The sequence below is a fragment of the Streptomyces sp. TLI_171 genome (genome assembly GCF_003610255.1).
GTDB lineage: Bacteria > Actinomycetota > Actinomycetes > Streptomycetales > Streptomycetaceae > Kitasatospora.
This window is the reverse complement of the sequence record NZ_RAPS01000001.1, coordinates 522,231-544,848: the sequence shown is the minus strand read 5'-3', so window position 1 is coordinate 544,848 and position 22,618 is coordinate 522,231. Positions and strand designations below refer to the sequence as shown.

Genomic DNA, 22,618 nt, shown 5'->3' with positions numbered 1-22,618 from the left:
CCATCCACCGAAGGAACACCGTGCGCATCCCCCTGCACCGCGCCGCCCTCCCGGCGAGCGCCCTCGCGCTGCTGGTCGCCGGCGCCGTCCCGGCCGCCGCCGAGGCGCGCCCCGCCCCGGCGTCCCACACGCTCGCCCCGAACACCGCGTTCTACGTCGACCCCGACAGCGACGCGACCCGCCAGGCGCTCACCGACCTGACGCACCACGACCTCGACGGCGCCAAGGCCATGGCGCAACTGGCCAGTTGGCCCGAAGCCGCGTGGTTCACCGACGGCACCCCGGCGGAGGTCGAGGCCAAGGTGCGGGCCCTGGTGCGCCGGGCCGAGCGCACCGGCACGGTGCCCGTGCTGGTGGCGTACAACATCCCGCAGCGGGACTGCTCCCAGTACTCCGCGGGCGGCGCCCAGTCGGACGCCGAGTACCGGGCCTGGATCGACGCCTTCGCCCGCGGCCTGGGCCGCAGCAAGGCCGTGGTGGTGCTGGAGCCCGACGGGCTGGCCAACCTCCCCGCCGACTGCGCCCCGGGCGCGGACCCCACCGGCGAGCAGACCGCCGGCCGGCTCGCCGACCTCAACCACGCGATCGACGCGCTGGAGCAGCAGCCCAACAGCGTGGTCTACCTCGACGCGGGCAACAGTCACTGGCACGGCGTCGGCGCGATCGCCCAGCGCCTGCTGCAGGCCGGCGTCGACCGCGCCCAGGGCTTCTCGCTGAACGTCTCCAACTACTTCGCCACCGACCGCTCGACGCACTACGGCACCTGGGTCTCGCAGTGCCTCTGGTTCGCCACGAAGGGCCCGGACTGGGCGAGGGGCCACGCCGACTGGTGCGCGAGCCAGTACTACTCCCCGGCGGCGCCGAACGACGGGCAGCCGGGCAACGCGGTGGACGTCGAGGACCCGTCCACCTGGCACTGGACCGACCAGTGGTTCCAGCAGAACGTCGGCGCCCCGCCGGCCGGCGAGCTCGCCCACTTCGTGGTCGACACCAGCCGCAACGGCCGCAGCGACTGGAAGCCGCCGGTCGGCAAGTACAGCGGCGACCCGCAGACCTGGTGCAACGCCCCCGGCAGCGGGATCGGCGACCGGCCGACCGCGAACACCGGCGTCCCGCTCGCCGACGCCTTCCTGTGGATCAAGACCGTGGGCCAGTCCGACGGCCAGTGCAACCGCAGCATCCCGGGCGGCACCGTCGACCCCGAGTACGGCGTCGTCGACCCGGCCGCCGGCGCGTGGTGGCCCGCCCAGGCCAAGTCCCTGGTGAGCAACGCCAGTCCGGCGCTGACCTTCAACACCGGCCGGCGCTGACCGTCAGCGCTCCGCGTCCGCCGGGCCGACCGTGCTGCCGGCCGGAGCCAGGCAGCGGCGCACCAGGGCAAGGGTGCGCTCGGTGACCGCCCCGAGCGGGGCGCCGTTCTCGACCGCGGCGAGCGCGGTGTGGAGCATCCCGGCGATCAGGTCCGCCGTCAACGCGGGCTCGGGAGCGCCGAGTTGGGCCACGGCTGCGCGGAACGGCGCGACCTGTTCCAGGTGGAGCTCCACCAGTCGTTCCTGGCAGGCGGGCGGGAGGCCGGCGTTCATGAGGGCGGCGGCGGGCCGGTGGGCGCCTTCGGCGCCGAGCCGGAGGCTCTCGCCGAAGAACGCCTCGACGCGTTCCAGCGGGCCGTCCGCGGCGGCCATGGCGCGGGCGAGTGCCTCGTTGGAGCGCCGGAAGGCCTCCTCGGTGATGGTGGCCAGCAGAGCCGCCGAGGAGTCGAAGTACTGGTAGACACTGGAGCGGGCCAGGCCCGCTCGGGCGCCGACCGCCGCCGGAGTGACGGCGGCGGCGCCCTCGTTGACCAGGATGTCGATCGCTGCCCCGATCAGTGCCGCGCGCTGCTGGGCGCGGTGTTCGGCGACGCTGGAGGCGTTGATCTTCGGCATGCGGGGCGGACTCCTGGCTGGCGGGCGGGCCCGGGAGCGAGGCACCGGCCTGCGGCGCCGGTCAGGACAGGCGGCCGTCGACCATCTCGTAGACCCGGTCGGCAGCCTCCATTATCGCCGTGTCGTGGGTGACCATGACCGTGGCCGTTCCGCGTTCACGGGTCTGTTCGGCGATCAGCCGGACCGCCTCGGCGGAGCGCACGCGGTCCAGTGCCGAGGTGGGCTCGTCCACCAGCAGGACGGCGGGGGAGGTCACCAGGGCCCGGGCCAGGCCCGCGCGCTGGCGTTCTCCGCCGGACAGCTGGTGCGGCCGGGCGGCGGTGCGACGGGTGAGACCGACCGCTTCGACGAGTTCCACGGCCCGGGCGCGGCCCGCGGCGTCGAGGCGTCCGTCGATGTGCAGGGGCAGCAGGAGCTGTTCCAGCACGGTGAGGGAGGCCAGCAGGTTCGACTGCTGGAAGACGAAGCCGATGTGCCGGCGCCGGGCCGCGGTGCGCTGCCCGTCCGACAGGGCGGTGAGCTCGGCGCCGGCGATCCGGACGGTGCCGGAGGTGGGGCGCCGGAGGCCGCCGGCGACCGCGAGCAGGCTGGACTTGCCGGACCCGGACGGGCCGACGACGGCGACGAACTCGCCCGGGGCGACCGAGAGTTGCACGCGGTCGAGGGCGGTGACGGCGGCGTCGCCGTCCCCCAGTGCGAGGGTGACGCCCGCCAGCTGCAGTCCGTTCGTGGCCGCGGCGTCCGGGGCGGGCCGGTGGTCGGAGACGGAGGTGGTCATCGGGTGGCTCCCAGTGCGGTCAGCGGGTCGACGGCGGTGATGCGGCGGACGGCGACGACGGCGCCCACGGTGCCGAGCAGGACGAGGAGGCCGGAGGAGGTGGCGATGGCCGGGACGGAGAGCGCGAAGGGGGCCTTGCCGATCAGCGCGCTGCCCAGGGCCAGGCCGGCGGCGGTGCCGACGACCGTCGCGCCCACCAGCACCGCCACGACCTGGGCGAGCGCGTCGCGCAGGACGTACCCGGTGGGGGCGCCGAGGGCCTTCAGCAGGGCGATCTCGGCTTTGCGCTGCACCGTCCAGACGGTGAAGAACGCACCGACCACCAGGGCGGAGATGGCGTACAGGAAGCCCTTGATCAGCGCCATGGTGCTCGACTCGGCCGTGTAGCCGGGGGACGCGCCGAAGGCGGTCTCCTTGGTCTCGGCGCGGGTGCCGGTCGCCCGCTCCACGGCGGCGACGTCGGCGCCCGGCCGCAGCGTCAGGGCGACGGCGGTGGCCTGTTCGCGCGCGGCCTCGGGCAGTTCGCCCGGCAGGCCGTAGTGCAGGTGGCGCCAGGTGTCGAGGTCGGCGTAGACGACGCCGATGTGGCCGTAGGAGACCGTGTCGTCGACCAGCCCGACCACCTTGAGCCGCACCTCGCTCCGGTCCGCGGTCAGCTCGTCCCCGACCGCCACGCCCAGATCGGCGATCTCCCGGGTGATCACGATGCCCGCGCTGCCCTCCGCCAGGCCCGTGCCGCTGGTGGGCCTGGGGGCCAGCGACGATCCGGGTGCCATCCCGAAGACGGCGAGGTTGACCTGCTCGCCCAGCTTGGCACCCCGGGTGACCCGGGCGTTGGCCAGGGTGTTCCCGAACGGCTCGGCCCGTTCCACCCCCGGCGTCCCGGACCAGGCCTGCCAGTCCCGCTGCTCGACGGTGGAGCGGGAGAACTGCTCGCTGGTCGCCTTCTCGTCGAAGGCCAGGTGGGTCACGGGCAGCGCGCGCAGGCCGGAGATCCCGGCGTCCGCCAGGCCGGAGGCGAGGCCGGACAGCAGGACGCCGAGGACGGCGATGAGCGCGACCACGGCGCCCATCAGGGCGAAGCGACCGCGGGCGAAGCGCAGGTCGCGCAGGGCGAGGAACACGGGGTCTCCGGGAGGGGGTGACGGGGGATCAGGCACGACGGCTGGAGACGTCAAGCTCTTTGCCAGAACTTGACGACGCCAGTGTCGGCATCCTATCCGATGTTATCGACACCCCTGTCGGTAACTTTCCGCGCAGGTCGCCCCCGCGGTCCGACGGTGCGGTTCAACGCGCGGTGCTTCCCGTGGCGTTCGGGCTGCCGACGAGCTACGGCCGGCCGGGCCCGGCGGCCCGGGCGAGGGTCTCCAGCGGACGCGCGAGGACCTCGGAGAACGCCAACTCGGCGGCACCGATCAGAACGGTGTCGCCGCCGAGCTCGCTGACCCGCAGCCGCAGGTTCTCCCGCAGGGCGGAGAGGGCGTTGGTGTTGATCCGGCTGCGCACCTGGGCGGCGGAGCCGAGGAAGACGTCCCGCAGGGTGCCGCCGAGGACGACCAGGTCCGGGTCGAAGAGGTTGACCACGTTCGCGATGCCGATGCCGAGCCAGTCGCCGACGCGGTGCAGTGCGGCCCGGGCGGTGACGTCGCCGTGGTCGGCGGCGGTGACCACCGACCGCACGGCCTCGGCGCCGGTGGTGCGGGCGTCCCGGCCGGCCGCCTCCAGGAGCGCGCGCTCACCCGCCTCCGCCTCCAGGCAGCCGCGCGCGCCGCAGCCGCACAGCCGGCCGCGGAACGGATTGACCGTCATGTGGCCGACCTCGCCGGCGTATCCGCGCTCGCCGCGCAGGAGTTCACCGCCGCTGATCACGCCGGCGCCGATCCCGATCTCGCCGTGCAGGTAGACCAGGTTCTGGCTGCCGCGGCCGACACCGCGGCGGTGCTCGGCGAGTGCGCCGAGGTTGGCCTCGTTCCCGACCAGCACCGGGAGGTCGAGGCGGAGCCGGGCGGCCAACGCGCCGGCGAAGTCGAGGTCCTTCCAGCCCATGTTGGGGGTCAGCCCGATCAGCCCGTCGGGATGCCGGACGATGCCGCGCACCGCCACGGCGACGCCGACGCACGAGCTTCCGGCCGGCGCGTCGGCCAGCATCTCCTCGGCGAACTCCGCCAGGACAGCGGCCACTTGCGCCGGATCCGGCGGGTGCCCGTCGGGCCACGGGCACGCGCGCCGGTCGAGGAACACGCCGCCGAGGCCGATCAGCGCTGCCGCCGGCCGCTCCACGCCCAGGTCCACCGCCAGGACGTGCACGCGGGTGGACTCCGGCTTGACGACCAGCGAGGGCCGCCCGGCCCGACCGGTGTCCTGCGGCAGTTCCTCGCGGACCAGGCCCGCGGCCGTCAGATCACCGACCAGGCCCAGGATGGTGCTGCGGTTGAGGCCCAACTCGGCGGCCAGCACGGCCCGCGAGGTGGGACCGCCGTAGTGGACGTGGCGCAGCAGCGCGCCCAGGTTGTGCTGGCGGACCTCTTCCTGGGAAGGACCGGCTTTCATCGGGGGCGACTCTCATCGTCGGGCTGTGCGGCGGCGGGACATGGCGTCCACACCCGCGGCCACCAGCAGAACCGATCCCGTGACAGCGTACTTGACGCCCGAGCTGTACCCCATCAGACCCATGCCGTTCTGGATCACCGCGACGACCAGGCCGCCCAGCACCGCGTCGACCACCCGCCCGCGGCCGCCGAACAGGCTCGTGCCGCCGATGACGGCGCTGCCGACGGCGAGCAGCAGGACGTTGCTGCCACCGGTGTTGGGGTCCACCGAGTTGCCCCGGGACGCGGCGATGACGCCGCCGACCGCAGCCAGGCAGGAGCAGATGACGAACGCGGCGATCCGGATGAACGCGACGTTGATGCCGGCCCGGCGGGCGGCCTCCTCGCTGCCGCCGACGGCGTAGATGTGCAGGCCGAAGTCGGTGCGCTGCAGGGTGAAGGTGCCCAGCAGCAGCAGGACGCCGATCACCGGCACCACGATGGGCACGCCCTTGAGCGAGCCGACCAGGACGTTGCGGCTGCGCTCCTGGTTGAGCAGGTACACCGCGACGGCGCCGAGCACGACGACCGCGCCGATCCTCACGGCGAGCAGCGCCGCCGGGGTGCCGGCCAGGCCCCGGCCCCGCCGGTCGCGGCTGCGGCGCAACTGCAGGACGGCGTAGCCGGCGGCGCAGGCCGCCAGCAGCACCCAGCCGAGGACCGGGCTCAGGTTGTCGTTCGCGATCGCCAGGACCGTCGGGTCCTTGACCGAGATGTTGGTGCCTTCCTTCAGCAGGATCAGCACCACGCCCTGGAAGCCGAGGAACGCGGCCAGCGTCACCACGAAGGAGGGGATGCCGACCTTCGCGACGAGCGTGCCGAGCAGCAGCCCGATCGCCGCGCCGGTCAGCACGGCGGCGGCCACCGCCGCGTACCAGGGCCAGCCGTGGTTGGTCAGCAGGATGGCCAGGACCGCGGCGCAGACCCCGCTCGCGTAGCCGGCCGACAGGTCGATCTCGCCCAGCAGCAGGACGAACACCAGCCCCATCGCGATGGCGATGCTGCCCGCGCTCTGGGTGAGCAGGTTGGCGAAGTTCAGGTTGGACAGGAAGACCGGGCGCAGCAGCGAGAAGAACACGCACAGCACGACCAGGCCGGCGACGGCCGGAAGCGCGCCGAGCTCACCCGCCCGCAACCGGTCGAGGTAGCCGCGGGCGACGGCCGCCAGCCCCGCGGTCGCGGGCCGGTCCGCCGCGGAGCCGGAGTCGCCGGGCCGCTGCGGGCGCTCGGGCTTCTCGGGGGCGAGGGCGGTCATGCGGCGGCTCCGTTGGGGGTGGTCTGCGGGCCCAGGTCGCCGCTGCGGCCCGAGGTGATCAGTTCGACGACCTGAGCGTGCGTCACGTCGGAGGCCTTGACCTGCGCGGCCATCCGCCCGAGGTACAGCGCGGCGATCCGGTCGGAGACCGCGAAGACGTCGTTCATGTTGTGCGAGATCAGGACGACGGCCAGGCCGTTGTCGGCCAGCCGGCGCACGAGTTCGAGGACCTGCGCGGTCTGGGCGACGCCCAGCGCCGCGGTCGGCTCGTCGAGCACCACCAGCTTGCTGTTCCACAGCACCGCCTTGGCGATGGCGACGGTCTGCCGCTGGCCGCCGGAGAGACTGGAGACCTTCTGGCGGAGGGACTTGACGGTGCGCACCGAGAGGCCCTTGAGCGTGGCGGCGGCCATCTCCTCCATCGTCGAGTCGTCGAGCACCAGGCCGCGGCGCTTCTCCCGCCCCAGGAACATGTTCTGCACGATGTCGAGGTTGTCGCACAGCGCGAGGTCCTGGTAGACGATCTCCACGCCGAGCGCGGCGGCGTCGCGCGGGCTGTGCACCTGGACCGGCCGGCCCTCGAACAGGTACTCCCCGGCGTCGATGGGGTGGATCCCGCCGACGCACTTGACCAGCGTCGACTTGCCCGCGCCGTTGTCGCCGACGAGCGCCGTGACCTGCCCCGCGTAGGCGCTGAGCGCGACGTCGTGCAGGACCTGGACGGGGCCGAAGCTCTTGTCGATCCCGCGCAACTCGAGAATCGGTGTTTCTGTCATGGGTGGGGCTCCTGGGAATGGGCGGGGTGGGCCCCGGACCGGCGGTGGCCGGGGCCCACGGGTACGACCGGGCGCGTGCGCGCTACTTGATCCCGGCCTTGGTGCACAGGGCCTCGTAGTCGCCGGTGCACAGCTGCGCCCTGGTGACGTAGCCGTCGGTGACGACCGCCTGGACGTTGTCCTTGAAGATCGCCTCGGGCGCCAGCAGCACCGAGGGGACGTCGCGGTTGCCGGTCGGGTCGTGCACGGTGGCGCTGGTCTGGCTCTTCTTGCCGGCGGCCAGTTCGACGGCCAGGGCCGACGCCGCGTCGGCCTCCTTCTTCACCGCCTTGTAGACGGTCATGCACTGGTCGCCCGCCAGGATGCTCTGCAGGCCCTGCACGGTGGCGTCCTGACCGGTGATCGGCACCTGCCCGTTGCGGTGGTTCTTGCGCAGCACGGCGATGGCCGAGTTGGCCAGGCCGTCGTTGGCCGCGAGCACGCCGCCGATGTTCGGCTGGCTGGTGTACATCTGCTCGAAGATGGTCTGGGCCTGGGCGTTGTCCCAGTCGGGCACCGACTGGTTGGGGCCCTTGGTGAACTCGCCGGAGGCGTACTTCGGGTCCAGCACGCTGTTGTACCCGTTGGCGAACAGGGTGGCGTTGTTGTCCGTGGGGGAGCCGTTGAGCTCGGCGACGACCGGGTTCTTGGCGCCCATGTCGCTCAGACACTTCGTCAGGCCCTCGCCCTGCAGCTTGCCGACCTGGGTGTTGTCGAAGCTGACGTAGTACTGGGCGGAGCCGCCGAGGGTGAGCCGGTCGTAGTCGATGGTGGCCACGCCCTGGGCCTTGGCCTTGTCGAGCACGGCCTTGCCGGTGCCGCTGTCCAGGTTGACGATGACCAGCACGTTCACGCCGTTGGTGATCATCTGGTCGGCGATGGTCTGGAAGGCCTGCTTGTCGCCCTCGGCGTTCTGGATGTCGTAGTCCACGCCGGCGGCCTTGAACGCCGCCGCGAGGTACGGCCGGTCCGCGGTCTCCCAGCGGACGGACGACTTGCTGTCCGGCAGGATCACGCCGATCTTCGGCTTCTTGGCGCCCGCCGAGGCGGTGCCGCCGGAGCTCGTGGAGGAGCAGGCGGTGACGGTGGAGAGCAGGGCCGCCGACACGGCGGCGGTGGCGAACAGGAGCCCCTTGCGCATGGGCAGGGTCCTTTCGGGGCGTGTCCGACCTGCGCCGGACGTGCGTGGGTGGGGAGAAGGCGGAAGGACGCGGACACGAAGCGGGGAAGCATCCGACCGCCGGCGCGTGCCTGATTGTTGCCTGCGACAACATACGGCTTGGGGTGGGGCCCGCCAAGCCCCTGCGGCGACGCGCGCGGGTAACGATCGAGTCACCGGAGCCCGTCCGCGCGCCAACCGTTCCGGCGGTGGCGGCGCCTCGCGATCGCTCCGGCGCCGGGGTGTCAGGTCCCGCGCCGGTCCGCGACGTGCTGTGCCGTGCTGCCACGGCCGGGCCCCCGCGTCCGCCCCGCCGGGCCGTGTTCGCCGCCGCAGAGCTGCACCGGCCCGAGCGGATTCCGGGTGGGCCCGTAGCATGATCGATGCGTCTGACGGTGAGTCATGATGGCGGCATGACAGACGAGTCGATCACTCCGCGCAGCATCGCCGACCGCTACCTCGACCAGGTCGCGGCCCACGACCCGTTGGAGTCCGCCTGGTTGGGCCTGCACCCGGGCGACGACCGGCAGCCGGACCTCTCACCGGACGGATTCGAGGCACACGCCGAGATCGCCCGCCGCGCGCTCGCCGCGCTCGACGCCGCCCCGGTGACGGCCGACCCCGCCGAACAGGCCTGCGCCCGGCTGCTGCGCGAGCGCCTCACCGCCGAACTCGCCGTGCAGGAAGCCGGTGACAACCTCCGCCAGCTGCGGGCGATCGGCGCTCATGTGCACCAGGTGCGGGACATCTTCTCCTACATGCCGACCGCCACCGGCGACGACTGGGCGGCCGTGGCCGGAAGGCTGCGGAACCTGCCCGGTGCGCTCGACGGCTACCGGGCCACCCTGACCGAGGGGATCTCCCGAGACCTGCTGGCCGCTCCGCGCCAGGTGGCGGTGGTCGTCGGCCAGCTCACCGCGTGGACCGGACAGGGCCCCGGGGCGCAGGCGGGCGGCGCCGGCTGGTTCGCCGAGTTCGTCGCGGACGGCCCCGAGTCCATGCGCACCGAACTGGACGCCGCCGCCCTGCGGGCCACCACCGCCGTCGCGGAGTTCCGGGACTGGCTGCGGGACGCCTACGCGCCCGCCGCCGCCGACACCCCGGACGCGGTCGGGCGCGAACGCTACCTGCGCGCCGTCCGGCACTGCACCGGCGCCGCCCTCGACCTGGACGAGGCCTACGACTGGGCCTGGAGCGAATTCCACCGGACGCAGGCCGAGATGCGGGCGGAGGCCGCCCGCGTCCTGCCCGGCTCCGCCCCGCTCGAAGCCATGCACCACCTCGAACAGCACGGCCACGCCGTCGAGGGCGAGGCGGGCATCCGGGACTGGCTGCAGCGGCTCATGGACGAGGCGATCGAAGCCCTCGACGGCCGCCACTTCGACATCACCGGCCCGCTCCGCAAGGTCGAGTCACGGATCGCACCCGCGGGAAGCGTCGGCGGACCCTACTACTCCGGCCCCAGCCTGGACTTCGTCCGCCCCGGCCGGACGTACCTCCCCACGCTCGGCCGGCAGTCCTTCCCGACCTGGCAACTGGTCAGCACCTGGTACCACGAGGGCGTCCCCGGCCACCACCTGCAACTCGCCCAATGGGTCGCCGTGGCCGACCGGTTGAGCCGCTACCAGGCCACCCTGGGCATAGTGAGCGCCAACATCGAGGGCTGGGCCCTGTACGCCGAGCGCCTCATGGACGACCTGGGGTACTTCGCCGAACCCGGCCACCGGATGGGCTTCCTGGACGAGCAGATGCTGCGCACCATCCGGGTGATCATCGACATCGGCATGCACCTGCGCCTCGCCATCCCCGCCGACTCGGGCTTCCACCCCGGAGAGCGCTGGACGCCGGAGCTCGCCACCGAGTTCATGGCCCGGTACAACGGCACCCCGGCCGAGGAGCGGACCGGACAGATCGACCGCTACCTCGGCTGGCCGGGCCAGGCCATCGGCTACAAGCTCGGCGAACGCGCCTGGCTGGCGGGCCGGGAAGCCGCCCGCCGCCGCCAGGGAGCCTCCTTCGACCTCAAGACCTGGCACATGAAGGCCCTCTCCCAGGGCTCCCTGGGCCTCGACGACCTGGCCGACAACCTCGCCGCGCTCTAGCCCCGGCTCTCGGCGGTCAGCGCCACTCGAGGACGACGTCGCCGTAGCCGAGCGCGGTGGCGGCGTCCTCGGGGGTGATCTGCTGGGGCTGGGAGCCGGGGGCGAGGGCGGTGACGTACGGCTGCTCGACCTTGCCCTGGACGGAGCGGAAGAGCAGGCGCTTGCCGTCCGGCGAGACGGCGAGGGGCAGGTTCTGACGGTCGGTCACCGGGAGCAGGTCGGGGCCCGCGCCGTCCGTGGGGGTGGCCGATTCCTCGGGGCGGAGCCGGTCGACGTCGACGGTCCAGAAGTTGTTGAGGTGCTTGGCGGGGGCGCCCGACTCGCGGTGCGCGCACAGGAGGGTGTGGTTGTCGACCCAACCGGACGGCTGGCACTCGTAGTCGGGGAGGTGGACGACGTCCTTCGCCGGGAGCGGGCCGCTCGCCGCGACGGGGGAGATGCCCCGGCCGCTCCCGTACACGAAGTCGGCGACCCGCGTGCCGTCCGGGCTGAAGCGCGGGCTGCTGCCGAGGACGCCGCGCAGCGGGGAGCCGCCGAGCAGCAGGACGGTGCCGAGCGTGGCGGGCCTCTCGCCGGACCACTGCTCGGTGAGCTGGTGGGCGCCGGAGGTGGAGCGGCTGGCGACGTGCTGCTGGCCGGCGGCGTCGAGGTGGGTGAACCAGACGCTCCCGCCGTCGGGGGCGAACAGCGCGTCCTGTTCCTTCGGGGTGGCGGCGAAGCCGTTGTCGTCACCGGTGAGATCGGTGAACTTGCCCGCACGGTCGACGTATCCGACGTGGCGGGCGCCCGTCCGGTCGTCGGCGGTGACCACGGCGAGCTTGCTGAAGTCGCGGTCGAACAGCTGCCGGACCCGCGGCCCGAACGCCAGGTCGGACACGGCCAAACCGCCGTCCGGCTCCTCGTGCGGCAGGTTCTCCGCGCACAGCGAGTAGAGCGCGCTCAGTTCCTCCCCGTCCCGCTTGCCGAGCACCGCCTGCGCGGGCAGCGTGAACTCCACCGAGGCGACCTTCTTCCAGGTGGCCGGGTCGAAGCCCTGGACCCACACCGTGGCCGGCCGGGACGCCGGCACCGTGCAACCCGCGCTGAGCACCAGGTCCTTGCCGCGGAACGTCGCATCGCCGGCGCTTCCGCCGGCGGCGTCCTGGCCGGCCGCCGACCCGCCGCTCGACGACGGCGCCGTCCCGGCCGCACCGCCGCTGCTGCCGGTGCAGCCCGCCACCAGCGGCAGTGCGAGCGCCGCAGCCGCCGCGAAGGCGTACGCCCGATGCGTCAACTTCATGACCGTTCCCCCGTCGGAAGCTTCGTCAGAACCCCGTGAGTATAGGGAAGATCAACGATCTCCCGACCACCGCGGTCGATCTGCTCCGGCGGCGGCCTGCTCGACCCGGCGCCGGCCGGAGTCACCTCGGCTCCAGACGAAGGCCCGCCGGTCCCGTCGTCTCCAGCTGGGACCGCGTCCACTCGGAGTCGACGACTTCGCACTCGCCCAGCGGCTCGACGGTCTCACCGACATCCCCGAAGCATCGGGCCGCCGCGTCGGCGAGGGCACGGGAATCGATCAATGCCGGGATGGACGGGGCGATTTCGAGGAAGGCGCTGCGGCCCACGGGTCCTGGCCCAGGTCGTAGTTCCACTCGCGCAGCACCTCGTGGCGGATCACGAGCATCATGGGCGCGGGAACCGACCGGCCGGAGCGGTTCCGGATCCGCAGGAACTCGGTGGAGAGCCGGGGGCCGGTGGGTCGGCGCGCCGACCGGTTCGTTCGAGGAGGCTCGTTGCACGGGAGGACGGTGCAGGGAAGTTCCCGGCTGCCGGAGCGGGGCGGGCGCGGTCGCTCGGGCGGCCCGGTCAGTCCGGCTCGTCTCCCGTGAGCACGGCCGTCATCGCGTCTCAGGTCGGACTGCCCGGGTCTTCAGGTGCCAGCTGCCGTCGGGAGTCTCTCCTGCACCTGGAGAGGGTAGGTCACCGGAAGCGGATGTCAGTGGGGGGAGGCACCATGCGCGCCGTGAACACGGAGACACTCGTCGGCGTCTGGAGACGCCTTCTCGCCGACCCCGGAAAGTCGTGGGCGCTGTTCGAACACGGCACCTGCGTGGTCCTGACCGCCCCCGGCGGCGACCTCGCCGAGGAAGCCGGGGCACCACCCGGACGTTCTGACGCACGTCGAGGCCGAGGAACCCCCAGGCCAGGACGACCTGGCCGTCGGACTGTGCGGACGGGCCAAGCGGCATCAGGACGGGGTCGAACTGCGGGTCGTGCACGTCGAGGACAACCGCGGCCCGGCGGACCCCGGGTAGGCGGCCGCCCGCGGGGCGCACCGGTCGGCCCGGTCAGCGGCGGGGACACGCGAGGCAATCGGTGAGGACGGGCGGACGTGACGGACCAGGGGGGGAGCCGACGGCGGAGGGGCGCGGCGCGGTGGGCGATGGGCCCGGCTCGGTGACCATCGCGAACATCGCCGGATCCGCGGGCGCCGCGGCGCCCACGGTGTCGCCGCCACGCCCACCGTCCGCGAGAGCACCGGCGGCGCCATGAGTGGGGGTCCGCGCCGCGAAGCTCGCTCCGATGCGCTCCGGAAAGGTTCCAGCCTGGCTGCGGCGGAGGGTGTCATCGCGGGTGAGCGGACCCGACTCCTCCCGGTCGGCGAGGAGCATCTGCCGCTGCTCGCCGGCTGGTTCGCCGATCCCGCGTTCGTCCGGCACTGGGGCGGGCAGCCGCTCAGCCGGGAGGAGGTCGCCCGGAAGTACACCGGCAGGCGTCGTCCCGCCGTGGAGTCCTTCCTGGTCACCGTCGACACCGTCCCGATCGGCTACGTCCAGTACGTACCCGCGGGCCCTGGTCAGGGCGGCATCGACCTGGTTCTCGTTCCGCAGGCGCAGGGGAGCGGCCTCGGCCCCGATGCCGCCCGCGCCCTCGTCCGGCACCTGCACACGGTGCTCGGCTGGAGCCGCGTGACCGTCGACCCGGAGGCGTCCAACTCCCGCGCCGTCCGCGCCTGGACCAGAGCGGGCTTCCGCCCGGTGGGCCGGCAGGGGAGCCGGCTGCTCATGGAGTGCGTTCCGGTGACGGCGTCCGCACGGCGCGGCGACCCGCAGGCGTAACGTGGTGCCGTGGACGATCGGCACGAATGGTGCGTGGCGGTGGACCGCGGACTCGTCGTCCAACGGGTCTGCGGCCACGCGGACGGCCTCCGCGAGGTGCTCCCGCGGAGCACCGGCTGCGAGGACTGCCTGCGGGACGGCGGCAGGTGGGTCCACCTGCGGGCCTGCCTGGTCTGCGGGCACGTCGGCTGCTGCGACGACTCGCCGGGGCAGCACGCCCACGCGCACGCCCGGACCACCGCCGGTCACCACCTCGCCCGCTCCCTCGAACCCGGCGAGGCCTGGGCCTGGTGCTACACCGACGAGCTCTACCTGCACCCCTGCTGACCGCGACGACCCGCCCGGGGCCGTGGCCTGCGGCCGGGTCGGAGGCCGTAGGGTCGGGGTCATGAGCGCGCGATACCTCCTCCCGTACAGCCCCGACGACATCGGCGGGCTGCCCGCGCACCTCCACGCGCTGGTGTGGGACGGGGTCGGGCCGGCGCCCTCGCAGGACGCGGTCCGCGGGGTGGAGTTCTTCTGCCTGCCCTACATGCGGCACGCCGTGGCCCTCCCGCTGATCGCGGACCTGCCGTCGCTGAGGGTGGTGCAGACCCTCACCGCCGGGATGGACGACGTCCTCCCGCACGTGCCGGCCGGCGTCCTCGCGTGCAACGCGCGCGGACTGCACGACGCCAGCACCGCCGAACTGGCGGTGACGCTGATCCTCGCCTCGCTGCGCGGCATCCCGCACTTCACCCGGCTGCAGGACCAGGGCCGCTGGCAGCAGGAGTTCCACCCGTCGCTCGCCGACCGGAGGGTGCTCATCCTCGGATACGGCTCGATCGGCCGGGCCCTCGCGGCCCGCCTGGAGGCCTTCGAGTGCGAGATCGTCCGGGTCGCCCGGCGCGCCCGCCCCGAGGAACAGGTGCACAGCACGCAGGAGTTGGCGGAGCTGCTGCCGTCCGCCGACGTGGTCGTGCTGTTGACGCCGCTCACCCCCGAGAGCCGACACCTGGTCGACGCGAACTTCCTCTCCCGGATGAAGAACGGCGCCCTGCTCGTCAACGTGGCGCGCGGGCCCGTCGTCGACACCGAGGCGCTGCTCGCGGAACTCGCCACGCAGCGCCTGCGGGCCGCCCTCGACGTCACCGACCCGGAACCGCTGCCCGCCGACCACCCGCTCTGGCACGCACCCGGCGTGTTGATCACTCCTCACGTCGGCGGTCCGAGCAGCGCGTTCCTGCCGCGCGCCAAGCGCCTGCTGCGCGAGCAGGTCCTGCGTTACGAGAACGGGGACCCTCTCGCCACCGGTCGGTGACCCGGCCGCGGCGCCCGTCGGACGGCGTGATCAGAGAACCAGGCCGAGCACCACAGCCGCGATCACCAGGCAGAGCAGCACGACGGTGAGGGTGATGAGAAGGCGGGGCCCCCACGGGTGGCGGAGCTCGGGTGGCTCGGGGTGGGAGATCCCGGAGATCCCGCCCTCGGCGGGCGGGGTGTCACCGCCTTTGAGCGTGTGATCGGCGTTCAGTCCTGGGGTGTGGAGCGGATCGGGGTCCGGAGTCGCCATGGCTCCTCCTGGTGGGCGTGGGTGGGAACGAAGGGCTACCGGTCGTCCGGGTCGGCGTCGAGGCGGCGGGCCCGGCCCGGTTCGGCGGTGACGGCGGAACCGTGCTCCTGCCGTTCGGGATGGTCGGCGTCGGGCGGTTCGCCGTTCGGCTGCTCGTTCGGGGTGGGCTCGTCATCGACCTGGCGGAGCGGAGGGACGCCTCCGGCGCCGCCCTGCGGGATGTCGTTCACGGCTGCGCTCCTCGGTGCTTGGTGGGTCCGTTCTCGGTGGGTCCGTCGATCCCGCGCGTGCCCAGGCTCGCTGGGTCCAACCATCGGCCCGGTCCGCGGCGCCGCGGACCGGGGCCGCGCGGGTTGACGGGTCGTCAGCGGTGCCGGGCCGGCCGGTGGGTGAGGGCGAGGGCGAAACCGGCGGCGCCGAGGGCCACCAGGACCACGCCGCTGACCAGCAGGGAGGTCGGCGGCCGCCCGTCGGCGGCGGGGGCCGACAGGCTCTGGGCCGCGGCGGAGCGGGCCGGGCCGGGGCCGGTGGTGGTGGCCGGGGGAGTGGTGGCGTCGCTCCCCCCGGGGGCGGGGGCGGCGCCGAGCACCTCGGTGCGGGGCGTCGACCCGGACCCGGCCGTGGCCCCGTCCGTCGGGGCCGGTTCCGCGGCGGCAGGCTCCTCGGCGGCGGGGGTGGCCGGGTGGCCGATCCGGAAGGTGGCGTGCGGGGCGTCCTCGAAACTGTCCGCTGCGCCGGACCGGAGACCGAGCCTGACGTCCACCTGCTGTGCCGTCGTGGCGGTCACGGTGAGGCGGAAGGTGTACCGGGTGCTGTCGCCCGGCGCCATGTCCGCGGCCGGCGAGGCGACACCGCGCAGCGAACGGTCGCAGTCGACGGTCAGCGGCAGGGATGTCCAGCCTGCGGGAGTCGCCACCTGGAGCAGCAAGTCATCGGCGCCCAGGGTCTCGTGCGACCCTCGGGCGGCGTCGTTCCGGAAGGCGGGCAGCGGAGCCGCGCCGGTGAGGACGGTGGCGCCGGTGTTGCGGACCTCCGCGGTGAACTCGACCGGGGCGCCGCCGGCGACCACCGTCCGTTCTCCGGGGGACAGGATCGCCACCGAAGCGCTCGGCGTCGCCTCGGCGGCGGGCGCGGACGCGGACGCCGAGGGGGAGCCGGGGGCGGTGGGCGACGTCGGGGCCGGGGTGGCGGTCGCGGTCGGTCCTTCGTCGCAGGCCAGGGCGGGAGCGGCGGCGCCGAGAGCGAGGGCGGTGCCCAGGACGGTGCCGGCACCGAGAACGGCGAGACGGGAGTGGACGGGCACGGGAGTTACCCCCAGGGACGGAAGCAGCGGGCAACGCGTTCGGCACGCGTGCCCCCCGTCTCCCCCCTGCCGCCCGGAGAATGCCGCTCGACCCCGACCCGGCTCAGGTCCGGTCGGGAGTCGGCCGGTCGGGTCGGAGTCGAGTTCGGGGTCGGGTACGGGGGGTGGGCCGGTCAGGCGCGGTGGGCGAGGGTGAACTCCCAGGCGTCGGCGACGATCCGGTCGAGTTCGGGGCGCTCGGGCTCCCAGCCGAGGGCCTCGCGGGCGCGGTCGGCGGCGGCGACCAGGACCGCGGGGTCGCCCGGGCGGCGGTCGGCGATCTGCACCGGGATCTCCCGGCCGGTGACCCGCTTCACGGACTCGATCACCTCGCGCACCGAGAAGCCGGTGCCGTTGCCGAGGTTGCAGATCAGGTGCTCGCCGGGCTTCGCGGCGCTCAGCGCCAGCAGGTGCGCCTGGGCCAGGTCGGCGATGTGGATGTAGTCGCGGATGCAGGTGCCGTCCGGGGTCGGGTAGTCCTCGCCGAACACCGCGATGTGCGGGCGCTGCCCGAGCGCGGCCTGGAACACCAGCGGGATCAGGTGCGACTCCGGGTCGTGGCGCTCGCCGTAACGGCCGTACGCCCCGGCCACGTTGAAGTAGCGCAGGCTCACCGCGGCCAGCCCGTGCGCGATCGCCTCCGAGGTGATCAGGTGGTCCACCGCCAGCTTGGTGGACCCGTAGGCGCTGGTCGGCGCCGTCCGGGCGGTCTCCTTGATCGGCACCTCCTCCGGCTCCCCGTACACCGCGGCCGTCGAGGAGAACACCAGCGTGCCGACCCCCGCCTTGCGCATCGCCGTCACCAGTTCGAGCGAACCCGCCACGTTGTTGCGCCAGTACTTCTCCGGGTCCGCCACCGACTCGCCGACCTGCGAGGACGCCGCGAAGTGCAGCACCCCCTCGTACGAGGAGTCGAGCACCTCCGCCGCGTCCTGGATCCGGCCCCGCACGAACTCCGCACCGTCCGGCACACCCACCGCGAACCCGGTCGACAGGTCGTCCAGCACCGTGACCCGGTGACCGGCCTCCAACAGGTGCGCCGCCACCACGCTTCCCACGTAGCCGGCCCCGCCCGTGACCAGATACTTGCTCATGCCCTCGACACCCTCCACTCGAACTCCCCGACGCCAGGATCATTCAACAGAAACGAACTCAAGTCAACATCGAGAGATGTTTGGTTTGATGCTCCGGTGGGGGGTAGCCGTCGCCCATGGTGACTGTGGGTGTGGAAGAGGAGTACCTGCTGCTGGACGCCGCCACCGGCGTGCCGGTGGCCCGGGCCGAGCAGGTCCGGAAGGCGGCGGACCTGCAGGCGACGATCGACGGGTCCGAAGTGCAGCGCGAACTGCTGCAAGCCCAGTTGGAGGTGGCCACCCCGGTCTGCGAGACGCTCGACGACGTGGGCGCCCACCTGGAGCGGCTGCGCGGAGCCCTCGCGGCCGCCGCCGCCACCCACGGGTGCCGCCTGGCGGCCTGCGGCGCCGCACCGTTCGCCGACCGCCTGGCGGTGCCGGTCAGCGACACCCCCCGGTACCGCGCCATCCGCGCGGACGCCCGGCAGTTGACGGACGAACAGCTGATCACCGGCATGCACGTGCACGTCGGGGTGCCGGACCGCGAGGCGGGCGTCGCCGTCCTCAACGGGCTGCGCCCCTGGCTGCCGCTGATCGTCGCGCTGTCCGCCAACTCGCCGATGTGGGAAGGCACCGACACCGGCTTCGCCGACTGGCGGACGGTGGTCTTCAGCCGGTGGCCGGTCAGCGGGGTGCCCCCGCTGTTCGACGGCGCCGCCGACTACGACGCCCGGATCCGGGCGCTGGTCGACCGCGGGCTGATCGCCGACCTCGGCCAGCTCTACTGGCAGGCCAGGCTGTCGGAGCGCTACCCCACCGTGGAGATCCGCGCCATGGACGTCCAGCTGCGCGTCGACGAGGCCGTCATGCTGGCCGGGCTGGTCCGGGCGATCGCCGCGACCCTGCTCGGCGGCAGCGGCAGCGGCCGCCCCGCCGCGCACCCGGCGCCCCGCCATCCGGAGGAACTGGCCGCCGCCGTCTGGTACGCGGCCCGGCACGGCTGCACCGAGCGGCTCTACGACCCGCACACCGGCGCGCTGGACTCCCCGCCGGCCGTCATGGACCGCGTACTGGACACCCTCGGCCCGGCGCTGGACCGCAACGGCGACACCGCGCTGGTCGAACCCCTGCTGAAGCGCCTGCTCACCGAGGGCAACGGCGCGGTCCGCCAGCGCCGCGAACTGCGCAGCGGCGGGCGGACCGCGCTGCTCGACCTGCTGACCGCCGCGGCCGACGGCGCCCGGCCCGACCCGGAGGGCGCCCCCGTCCCGTGATCCCGCCGGTTCGGCCGGTCAGAGGCGCAGCACGACCAGGGCGGTGTCGTCGGTGAGCCCGGTGGCGGGGACGAGGTCGGCGAGCAGGGCGTCGGCCAGGGGGCCGGGGTCGGCGCGGCGGTGGCGGGCCAGCGAGCGGGCCAGCCGGGAGAGCCCGGTGTCGATGTCCTCGCGGCGGCGCTCGACCAGGCCGTCGGTGTACAGGACCAGGACGGAGCCCTCCGTGAACGCCGTCCGTGACTGGGGACGGCCCGCGTACTCGGGGCGGGCGCCCAGCGGGGGGTCGGTGGCCCGGTCCAGGAAGGCGACGGTGCCGTCCGGCCCGCACAGGGCGGGCGGCGGGTGCCCGGCGCTGCTGTAGGCGAGGGCGCGGTCGTCCCAGTCGATGTAGACCGACACGGCGGTGGTGTTCTCCGCACCGTCCACGGAACGGGCGTACCGGTCGAGCACCTCCAGGGCCTGGGCCGGGCCGACGGCGACCCGCGAGGCGGCCGACAGGGCACTGCGCAGCTGGCCCATCACCCCGGCGGCGCGCAGCCCGTGCCCGACCACGTCGCCCACGGCCACGGCGGTGCGCCCGTCGTCGGGCAGGTCGACCAGGTCGTACCAGTCGCCGCAGACGTTCAGCGCCCCGGCGGCGGGCCGGTACCGCACGGCCGCCCGGTGGTGGCCCAGCGGGCGCGGCGCGGGCAGCATCGCGGCCTGCAGGTGCAGGGCCACCTCGCGTTCGCGGGCGTGGGCCCGGCGCAGTCGCTCGTTGACGTCCTGCAGCTCGCGGGCCCGGCCGAACAGCTCGGCCTCCAGGACCCGTCCCCGGTCGCTGTCGGGGGCGCCGCCGGCCTTGATCAGCTCGGTGACCTCCTCGACCCGGTGCGCGATGAGCCGCACCTCGCCGTCCGGGCCGAGCACGGGGACGTTGACCGGGCTCCAGTAGCGCTCCCGCCACACCCCGGGGCGGTCGGGATCCTCCACGTCGTAGCGCTGCAGGGCCATGGTGTCCCGCTCGCCGGTGGCCGCGACCCGCCGGAGCGAGGCGTGCAGGTTGCGCACGCCCGAGGGGTCGGGGTCGTGGGGGTTGTCCGGGAACACGTCGAACAGGAAGCGGCCCAGCACCTGCGCCCGGTCGCGCCCGGACAGCACCAGGTACGCCTCGTTCGCGTCGGCGAACACCAGGTCGGGGGTGAGCAGCGCGACCGCGCTCGGCAGGGCCTGGAAGACGGTCCGGTAGTCGATGACGGGTCCGCTCACGATCCACCTGCCGTACGCCGCCGGTTCCCGATCGGGGGGGTGCTTCCCACGATAGGCGCGAGCGCCGCCCGCGGCCCGCCGTGGTGTTCCCGGCGCGCCGGGTTTCCGCCGGGCGGGAGCCGCGCGGCTGCCCGGCGCCGGGACCTCCGGCGTGCGCGTCGACGCCAACGGGAGCAGCCGGAAATGATTTTGACGCTACGTCAGGGTGACGATCCGGGGGAAGACTTTCGGGTGCGAGTTCCGTCGAGACGGTTGACCAAATTGAAGTGACCATGGCACTTTCGTGCGGCGCGGGCGTGCGCCAAACCGGTCGCACGCCTGCAATCCCCCACAAGGAGAGCCATGTTCAAGAGATTCGCCGCCGCGCTCGGCGCGGGCACGGTCGTCGCGGGCGCCCTGACCTTCGGCGCCGCCCCCGCGCACGCCGTCCAGGCCGGCGACCTGACCTCCACCATCGCGCTGAGCAACTGCTCCGCCTCGCTGGTGCGTTACCCGAGCTCGGTGGACACCGACCGGGCGATGATGCTGACCAACGGCCACTGCCTGCCGACCATGCCGGCGGCCGGTGAGGTCATCCAGAACGTGAGCTCCACCCGCAGCGGCACGCTGCTCAACTCCGCCGGCACCTCGCTCGGCACCGTCCAGGCCGACAAGGTGCTGTACGCGACGATGACCGGCACCGACGTCGCGCTCTACCAGCTCACCGACACCTTCGCCGCCATCACCTCCAAGTACGGGGCGACGGCGCTGACGATCAGCGACACCCATCCCGTCGACGGGTCCTCGATGTACATACCGTCCTCGTACTGGAAGCAGGTGTGGAACTGCTCGGTCAACGGGTTCGTCGGCACCCTGCGCGAGGACCAGTGGACCTGGCACGACTCGCTGCGCTACAGCAGCGGGTGCAACACCACCCACGGCACCTCCGGCTCGCCGATCGTCGACGCGGCCAGCAGGAAGGTCGTCGGCATCAACAACACCGGCAACGACGACGGCGCGATGTGCACCCTGAACAACCCGTGCGAGGTGGCCGCGGACGGCACCACGAGCGTCACCAAGGGCCAGAGCTACGGTGAGGAGACCTACTGGTTCACCACCTGCCTGGGCACCGGCCGGGCCATCGACCTCAACGTCAGCGGCTGCCTGCTGACCAAGCCGGCCGGCGCGGCCGTGTCGGTGACCAACCCCGGTAACCAGTCCACCGCGGTGAACGGCGCGGTCAGCCTGCAGATCGCGGCCTCCGGCGGCACCGCGCCGCTCAGCTACTCGGCCACCGGCCTGCCCGCCGGCCTGTCGATCAACGCCTCCACCGGCAAGATCACCGGCACCGTCACCACCGCGGGCGGCTCCTCGGTGACCGTCACCGTCAAGGACGCGGCCAACAAGACCGCCTCCACCACCTTCTCCTGGACGGTCACCACGAGCCAGGGCAGCTGCACCCCGACCAACCTGCTCGGCAACCCCGGCTTCGAGACCGGCACCGCCAGCCCCTGGACCGCCACCTCCGGCGTGGTCGACAACTCCTCCTCCGAGGCCGCCCACGGCGGTTCCTGGAAGGCCTGGATGGACGGCTACGGCTCCGCCCACACCGACAGCATCTCGCAGACCGTCACCATCCCGGCCGGCTGCAAGGCGACGCTGAGCTACTGGCTGCACATCGACACCGCCGAGACCGGCAGCACCGCGTACGACAAGCTCACCGTCACCGTCAACGGCACCTCGGTGGCCTCCTACTCGAACGTGAACGCCGCCACCGGCTACGCGCAGAAGACCATCGACCTGTCCTCGTACGCGGGCCAGAGCGTCACGGTGAAGTTCAACGCGGTCGAGGACTCCTCGCTGCAGACCTCCTTCGTGATCGACGACACCGCCGTCCAGACCGGCTGACCCACCCTCAGGGACCGGGCCCGGCAGCCGCTCCGGCTGCCGGGCCCCGGCACGTCCGGCCCGGTCACTGCGGCCGGGTCACTGCGGGCCGGACGTCGGGAGGAGCTCGGCGGTGCAGAACGCGCACCGGCCCGCCTGGGCGGGAACCGCGGACAGGCACTCGGGGCAGTCCCGCTTGGGCGCCTGGACGTCCTGGTGCGGGGCGAAGCGCTCGTGCAGCTTGTTGAACGGCAGGACGACCAGGAAGTACAGCACCAGCGCGGTGAGGAGGAGAGTGATCGCGGCGTCGACGAACCCGCCGTACGGGAACTCCACGTGATGGACCGTCACGGTCCGGTGGCTGAAGTCGCCCGCCGCGCCGGTCGCCACGCCGACCAGCGGGGTGAGGAAGGCACGGACCAGCGCGGTGACGACACCCGAGAACGCCGCTCCGATCACCACGCCCACGGCCAGGTCGACCACGTTGCCCCGCAGGACGAAACCACGGAAACCCTTCATCGACGCCCCATCCCTCCCGTT

Annotated in this window: 20 protein-coding genes and 2 pseudogenes; 8 read left to right on the top strand and 14 right to left on the bottom strand. The window is 73.5% G+C overall.

The annotated features are described in order from the left end of the window. The first annotated feature begins 20 nt into the window (after positions 1–20). A complete protein-coding gene (locus BX266_RS02555; protein WP_259464497.1) occupies positions 21–1,310 on the top strand; it encodes a glycoside hydrolase family 6 protein in 1,290 nt (429 codons plus the stop codon). 3 nt (positions 1,311–1,313) lie between these two features. Here BX266_RS02555 and BX266_RS02550 read toward each other — a convergent pair whose 3' ends face one another. The 7 genes from BX266_RS02550 to BX266_RS02520 all read right to left on the bottom strand — a co-directional run bounded on the left by BX266_RS02550 (position 1,314) and on the right by BX266_RS02520 (position 8,502). Continuing rightward, positions 1,314–1,925, bottom strand: coding sequence for a TetR/AcrR family transcriptional regulator (locus tag BX266_RS02550; RefSeq protein WP_099897297.1), 612 nt, complete (start codon positions 1,923–1,925; stop codon positions 1,314–1,316). 61 nt (positions 1,926–1,986) lie between these two features. Then, positions 1,987–2,703: an ABC transporter ATP-binding protein gene (locus tag BX266_RS02545; protein WP_099897296.1), complete on the bottom strand. Its 717-nt coding sequence runs from the start codon at positions 2,701–2,703 to the stop codon at positions 1,987–1,989. Then, complete coding sequence (locus BX266_RS02540) at positions 2,700–3,827, bottom strand: ABC transporter permease (RefSeq protein ID WP_099897295.1); 1,128 nt, start codon at positions 3,825–3,827, stop codon at positions 2,700–2,702. The genes BX266_RS02545 and BX266_RS02540 overlap by 4 nt, the downstream gene beginning before the upstream one ends. A 205-nt stretch (positions 3,828–4,032) precedes the next feature. Then, positions 4,033–5,253, bottom strand: coding sequence for an ROK family transcriptional regulator (locus tag BX266_RS02535; RefSeq protein WP_099897294.1), 1,221 nt, complete (start codon positions 5,251–5,253; stop codon positions 4,033–4,035). A gap of 12 nt (positions 5,254–5,265) precedes the next feature. After that, positions 5,266–6,546, bottom strand: coding sequence for a sugar ABC transporter permease (locus tag BX266_RS02530; protein ID WP_099897293.1), 1,281 nt, complete (start codon positions 6,544–6,546; stop codon positions 5,266–5,268). Continuing rightward, the gene (locus BX266_RS02525; protein WP_099897292.1) at positions 6,543–7,322 is read right to left on the bottom strand and encodes an ATP-binding cassette domain-containing protein; all 780 of its coding nucleotides are present in this window, start codon (positions 7,320–7,322) and stop codon (positions 6,543–6,545) included. Before BX266_RS02525 ends, BX266_RS02530 begins: the two co-directional genes overlap by 4 nt. Positions 7,323–7,404: 82 nt before the next feature. After that, positions 7,405–8,502: a sugar ABC transporter substrate-binding protein gene (locus BX266_RS02520; RefSeq protein WP_099897291.1), complete on the bottom strand. Its 1,098-nt coding sequence runs from the start codon at positions 8,500–8,502 to the stop codon at positions 7,405–7,407. Between the two features lie 431 nt (positions 8,503–8,933). Here BX266_RS02520 and BX266_RS02515 point away from each other — a divergent pair, with 431 nt between their 5' ends. Next, a complete protein-coding gene (locus BX266_RS02515; RefSeq protein WP_099897290.1) occupies positions 8,934–10,622 on the top strand; it encodes a DUF885 domain-containing protein in 1,689 nt (562 codons plus the stop codon). A 16-nt stretch (positions 10,623–10,638) separates the two neighbouring features. Here the strand turns inward: BX266_RS02515 and BX266_RS02510 are convergent, their stop codons facing one another. Further along, positions 10,639–11,901: a PD40 domain-containing protein gene (locus BX266_RS02510; protein ID WP_099897289.1), complete on the bottom strand. Its 1,263-nt coding sequence runs from the start codon at positions 11,899–11,901 to the stop codon at positions 10,639–10,641. A 1,252-nt stretch (positions 11,902–13,153) separates the two neighbouring features. Here BX266_RS02510 and BX266_RS02495 point away from each other — a divergent pair. The 3 genes from BX266_RS02495 to BX266_RS02485 all read left to right on the top strand — a co-directional run bounded on the left by BX266_RS02495 (position 13,154) and on the right by BX266_RS02485 (position 15,023). Beyond that, positions 13,154–13,723 carry a GNAT family N-acetyltransferase gene (locus BX266_RS02495; protein ID WP_099897287.1) on the top strand — a complete coding sequence of 190 codons (570 nt, stop codon included), beginning with the start codon at positions 13,154–13,156 and terminating at the stop codon, positions 13,721–13,723. 9 nt (positions 13,724–13,732) lie between these two features. Next, on the top strand, positions 13,733–14,050 hold the full coding sequence (locus tag BX266_RS02490) for a UBP-type zinc finger domain-containing protein (protein ID WP_099897286.1): 318 nt from the start codon (positions 13,733–13,735) through the stop codon (positions 14,048–14,050). 61 nt (positions 14,051–14,111) lie between these two features. Beyond that, positions 14,112–15,023: a 2-hydroxyacid dehydrogenase gene (locus BX266_RS02485; protein WP_099897285.1), complete on the top strand. Its 912-nt coding sequence runs from the start codon at positions 14,112–14,114 to the stop codon at positions 15,021–15,023. A gap of 30 nt (positions 15,024–15,053) precedes the next feature. Here BX266_RS02485 and BX266_RS02480 read toward each other — a convergent pair whose 3' ends face one another. The 4 genes from BX266_RS02480 to galE all read right to left on the bottom strand — a co-directional run bounded on the left by BX266_RS02480 (position 15,054) and on the right by galE (position 17,711). Continuing rightward, positions 15,054–15,275 carry a DUF6480 family protein gene (locus BX266_RS02480; RefSeq protein ID WP_099897284.1) on the bottom strand — a complete coding sequence of 74 codons (222 nt, stop codon included), beginning with the start codon at positions 15,273–15,275 and terminating at the stop codon, positions 15,054–15,056. A 35-nt stretch (positions 15,276–15,310) separates the two neighbouring features. After that, positions 15,311–15,505 carry a hypothetical protein gene (locus tag BX266_RS38320; RefSeq protein ID WP_099897283.1) on the bottom strand — a complete coding sequence of 65 codons (195 nt, stop codon included), beginning with the start codon at positions 15,503–15,505 and terminating at the stop codon, positions 15,311–15,313. 134 nt (positions 15,506–15,639) lie between these two features. Continuing rightward, positions 15,640–16,578, bottom strand: a complete 939-nt coding sequence (locus BX266_RS02470; RefSeq protein ID WP_099897282.1) for a hypothetical protein — start codon at positions 16,576–16,578, stop codon at positions 15,640–15,642. 173 nt (positions 16,579–16,751) lie between these two features. After that, positions 16,752–17,711, bottom strand: coding sequence for a UDP-glucose 4-epimerase GalE (gene galE / locus BX266_RS02465; protein ID WP_099897281.1), 960 nt, complete (start codon positions 17,709–17,711; stop codon positions 16,752–16,754). A gap of 116 nt (positions 17,712–17,827) precedes the next feature. Here galE and BX266_RS02460 point away from each other — a divergent pair, with 116 nt between their 5' ends. Then, the gene (locus BX266_RS02460; protein ID WP_099897280.1) at positions 17,828–18,964 is read left to right on the top strand and encodes a glutamate--cysteine ligase; all 1,137 of its coding nucleotides are present in this window, start codon (positions 17,828–17,830) and stop codon (positions 18,962–18,964) included. Positions 18,965–18,982: 18 nt separating this feature from the next. On the opposite strand, the gene BX266_RS02455 is transcribed toward BX266_RS02460, so the two are convergent. Beyond that, positions 18,983–20,212 (bottom strand): PP2C family protein-serine/threonine phosphatase, encoded by a 1,230-nt coding sequence (locus BX266_RS02455; protein WP_099897279.1) that lies wholly within the window; start codon positions 20,210–20,212, stop codon positions 18,983–18,985. A gap of 342 nt (positions 20,213–20,554) precedes the next feature. On the opposite strand from BX266_RS02455, the pseudogene BX266_RS41115 reads away from it, so the two are divergent. Together BX266_RS41115 and BX266_RS41110 are read left to right on the top strand one after the other, a co-directional pair. Further along, positions 20,555–21,172, top strand: a pseudogene (locus BX266_RS41115) (serine protease); the annotation flags it as partial. A gap of 204 nt (positions 21,173–21,376) precedes the next feature. Further along, positions 21,377–22,099, top strand: a pseudogene (locus tag BX266_RS41110) (putative Ig domain-containing protein); the annotation flags it as partial. Between the two features lie 78 nt (positions 22,100–22,177). Here the strand turns inward: BX266_RS41110 and mscL are convergent. Then, the gene (gene mscL / locus BX266_RS02445) at positions 22,178–22,597 is read right to left on the bottom strand and encodes a large conductance mechanosensitive channel protein MscL (protein ID WP_099897277.1); all 420 of its coding nucleotides are present in this window, start codon (positions 22,595–22,597) and stop codon (positions 22,178–22,180) included. Between the last annotated feature and the right edge of the window lie 21 nt (positions 22,598–22,618).

What these genes read in the sequence shown, in the direction of transcription:
- BX266_RS02550 (WP_099897297.1), bottom strand. Translation starts at nt 1,925, where the DNA reads ATGCCGAAGATCAACGCCTCCAGCGTCGCCGAACACCGCGCCCAGCAG.
- BX266_RS02545 (WP_099897296.1), bottom strand. Translation starts at nt 2,703, where the DNA reads ATGACCACCTCCGTCTCCGACCACCGGCCCGCCCCGGACGCCGCGGCC.
- BX266_RS02535 (WP_099897294.1), bottom strand. Translation starts at nt 5,253, where the DNA reads ATGAAAGCCGGTCCTTCCCAGGAAGAGGTCCGCCAGCACAACCTGGGC.
- BX266_RS02530 (WP_099897293.1), bottom strand. Translation starts at nt 6,546, where the DNA reads ATGACCGCCCTCGCCCCCGAGAAGCCCGAGCGCCCGCAGCGGCCCGGC.
- BX266_RS02525 (WP_099897292.1), bottom strand. Translation starts at nt 7,322, where the DNA reads ATGACAGAAACACCGATTCTCGAGTTGCGCGGGATCGACAAGAGCTTC.
- BX266_RS02520 (WP_099897291.1), bottom strand. Translation starts at nt 8,502, where the DNA reads ATGCGCAAGGGGCTCCTGTTCGCCACCGCCGCCGTGTCGGCGGCCCTG.
- BX266_RS02515 (WP_099897290.1), top strand. Translation starts at nt 8,934, where the DNA reads ATGACAGACGAGTCGATCACTCCGCGCAGCATCGCCGACCGCTACCTC.
- BX266_RS02510 (WP_099897289.1), bottom strand. Translation starts at nt 11,901, where the DNA reads ATGAAGTTGACGCATCGGGCGTACGCCTTCGCGGCGGCTGCGGCGCTC.
- BX266_RS02495 (WP_099897287.1), top strand. Translation starts at nt 13,154, where the DNA reads ATGAGTGGGGGTCCGCGCCGCGAAGCTCGCTCCGATGCGCTCCGGAAA.
- BX266_RS02485 (WP_099897285.1), top strand. Translation starts at nt 14,112, where the DNA reads ATGAGCGCGCGATACCTCCTCCCGTACAGCCCCGACGACATCGGCGGG.
- BX266_RS02480 (WP_099897284.1), bottom strand. Translation starts at nt 15,275, where the DNA reads ATGGCGACTCCGGACCCCGATCCGCTCCACACCCCAGGACTGAACGCC.
- galE (WP_099897281.1), bottom strand. Translation starts at nt 17,711, where the DNA reads ATGAGCAAGTATCTGGTCACGGGCGGGGCCGGCTACGTGGGAAGCGTG.
- BX266_RS02460 (WP_099897280.1), top strand. Translation starts at nt 17,828, where the DNA reads ATGGTGACTGTGGGTGTGGAAGAGGAGTACCTGCTGCTGGACGCCGCC.
- mscL (WP_099897277.1), bottom strand. Translation starts at nt 22,597, where the DNA reads ATGAAGGGTTTCCGTGGTTTCGTCCTGCGGGGCAACGTGGTCGACCTG.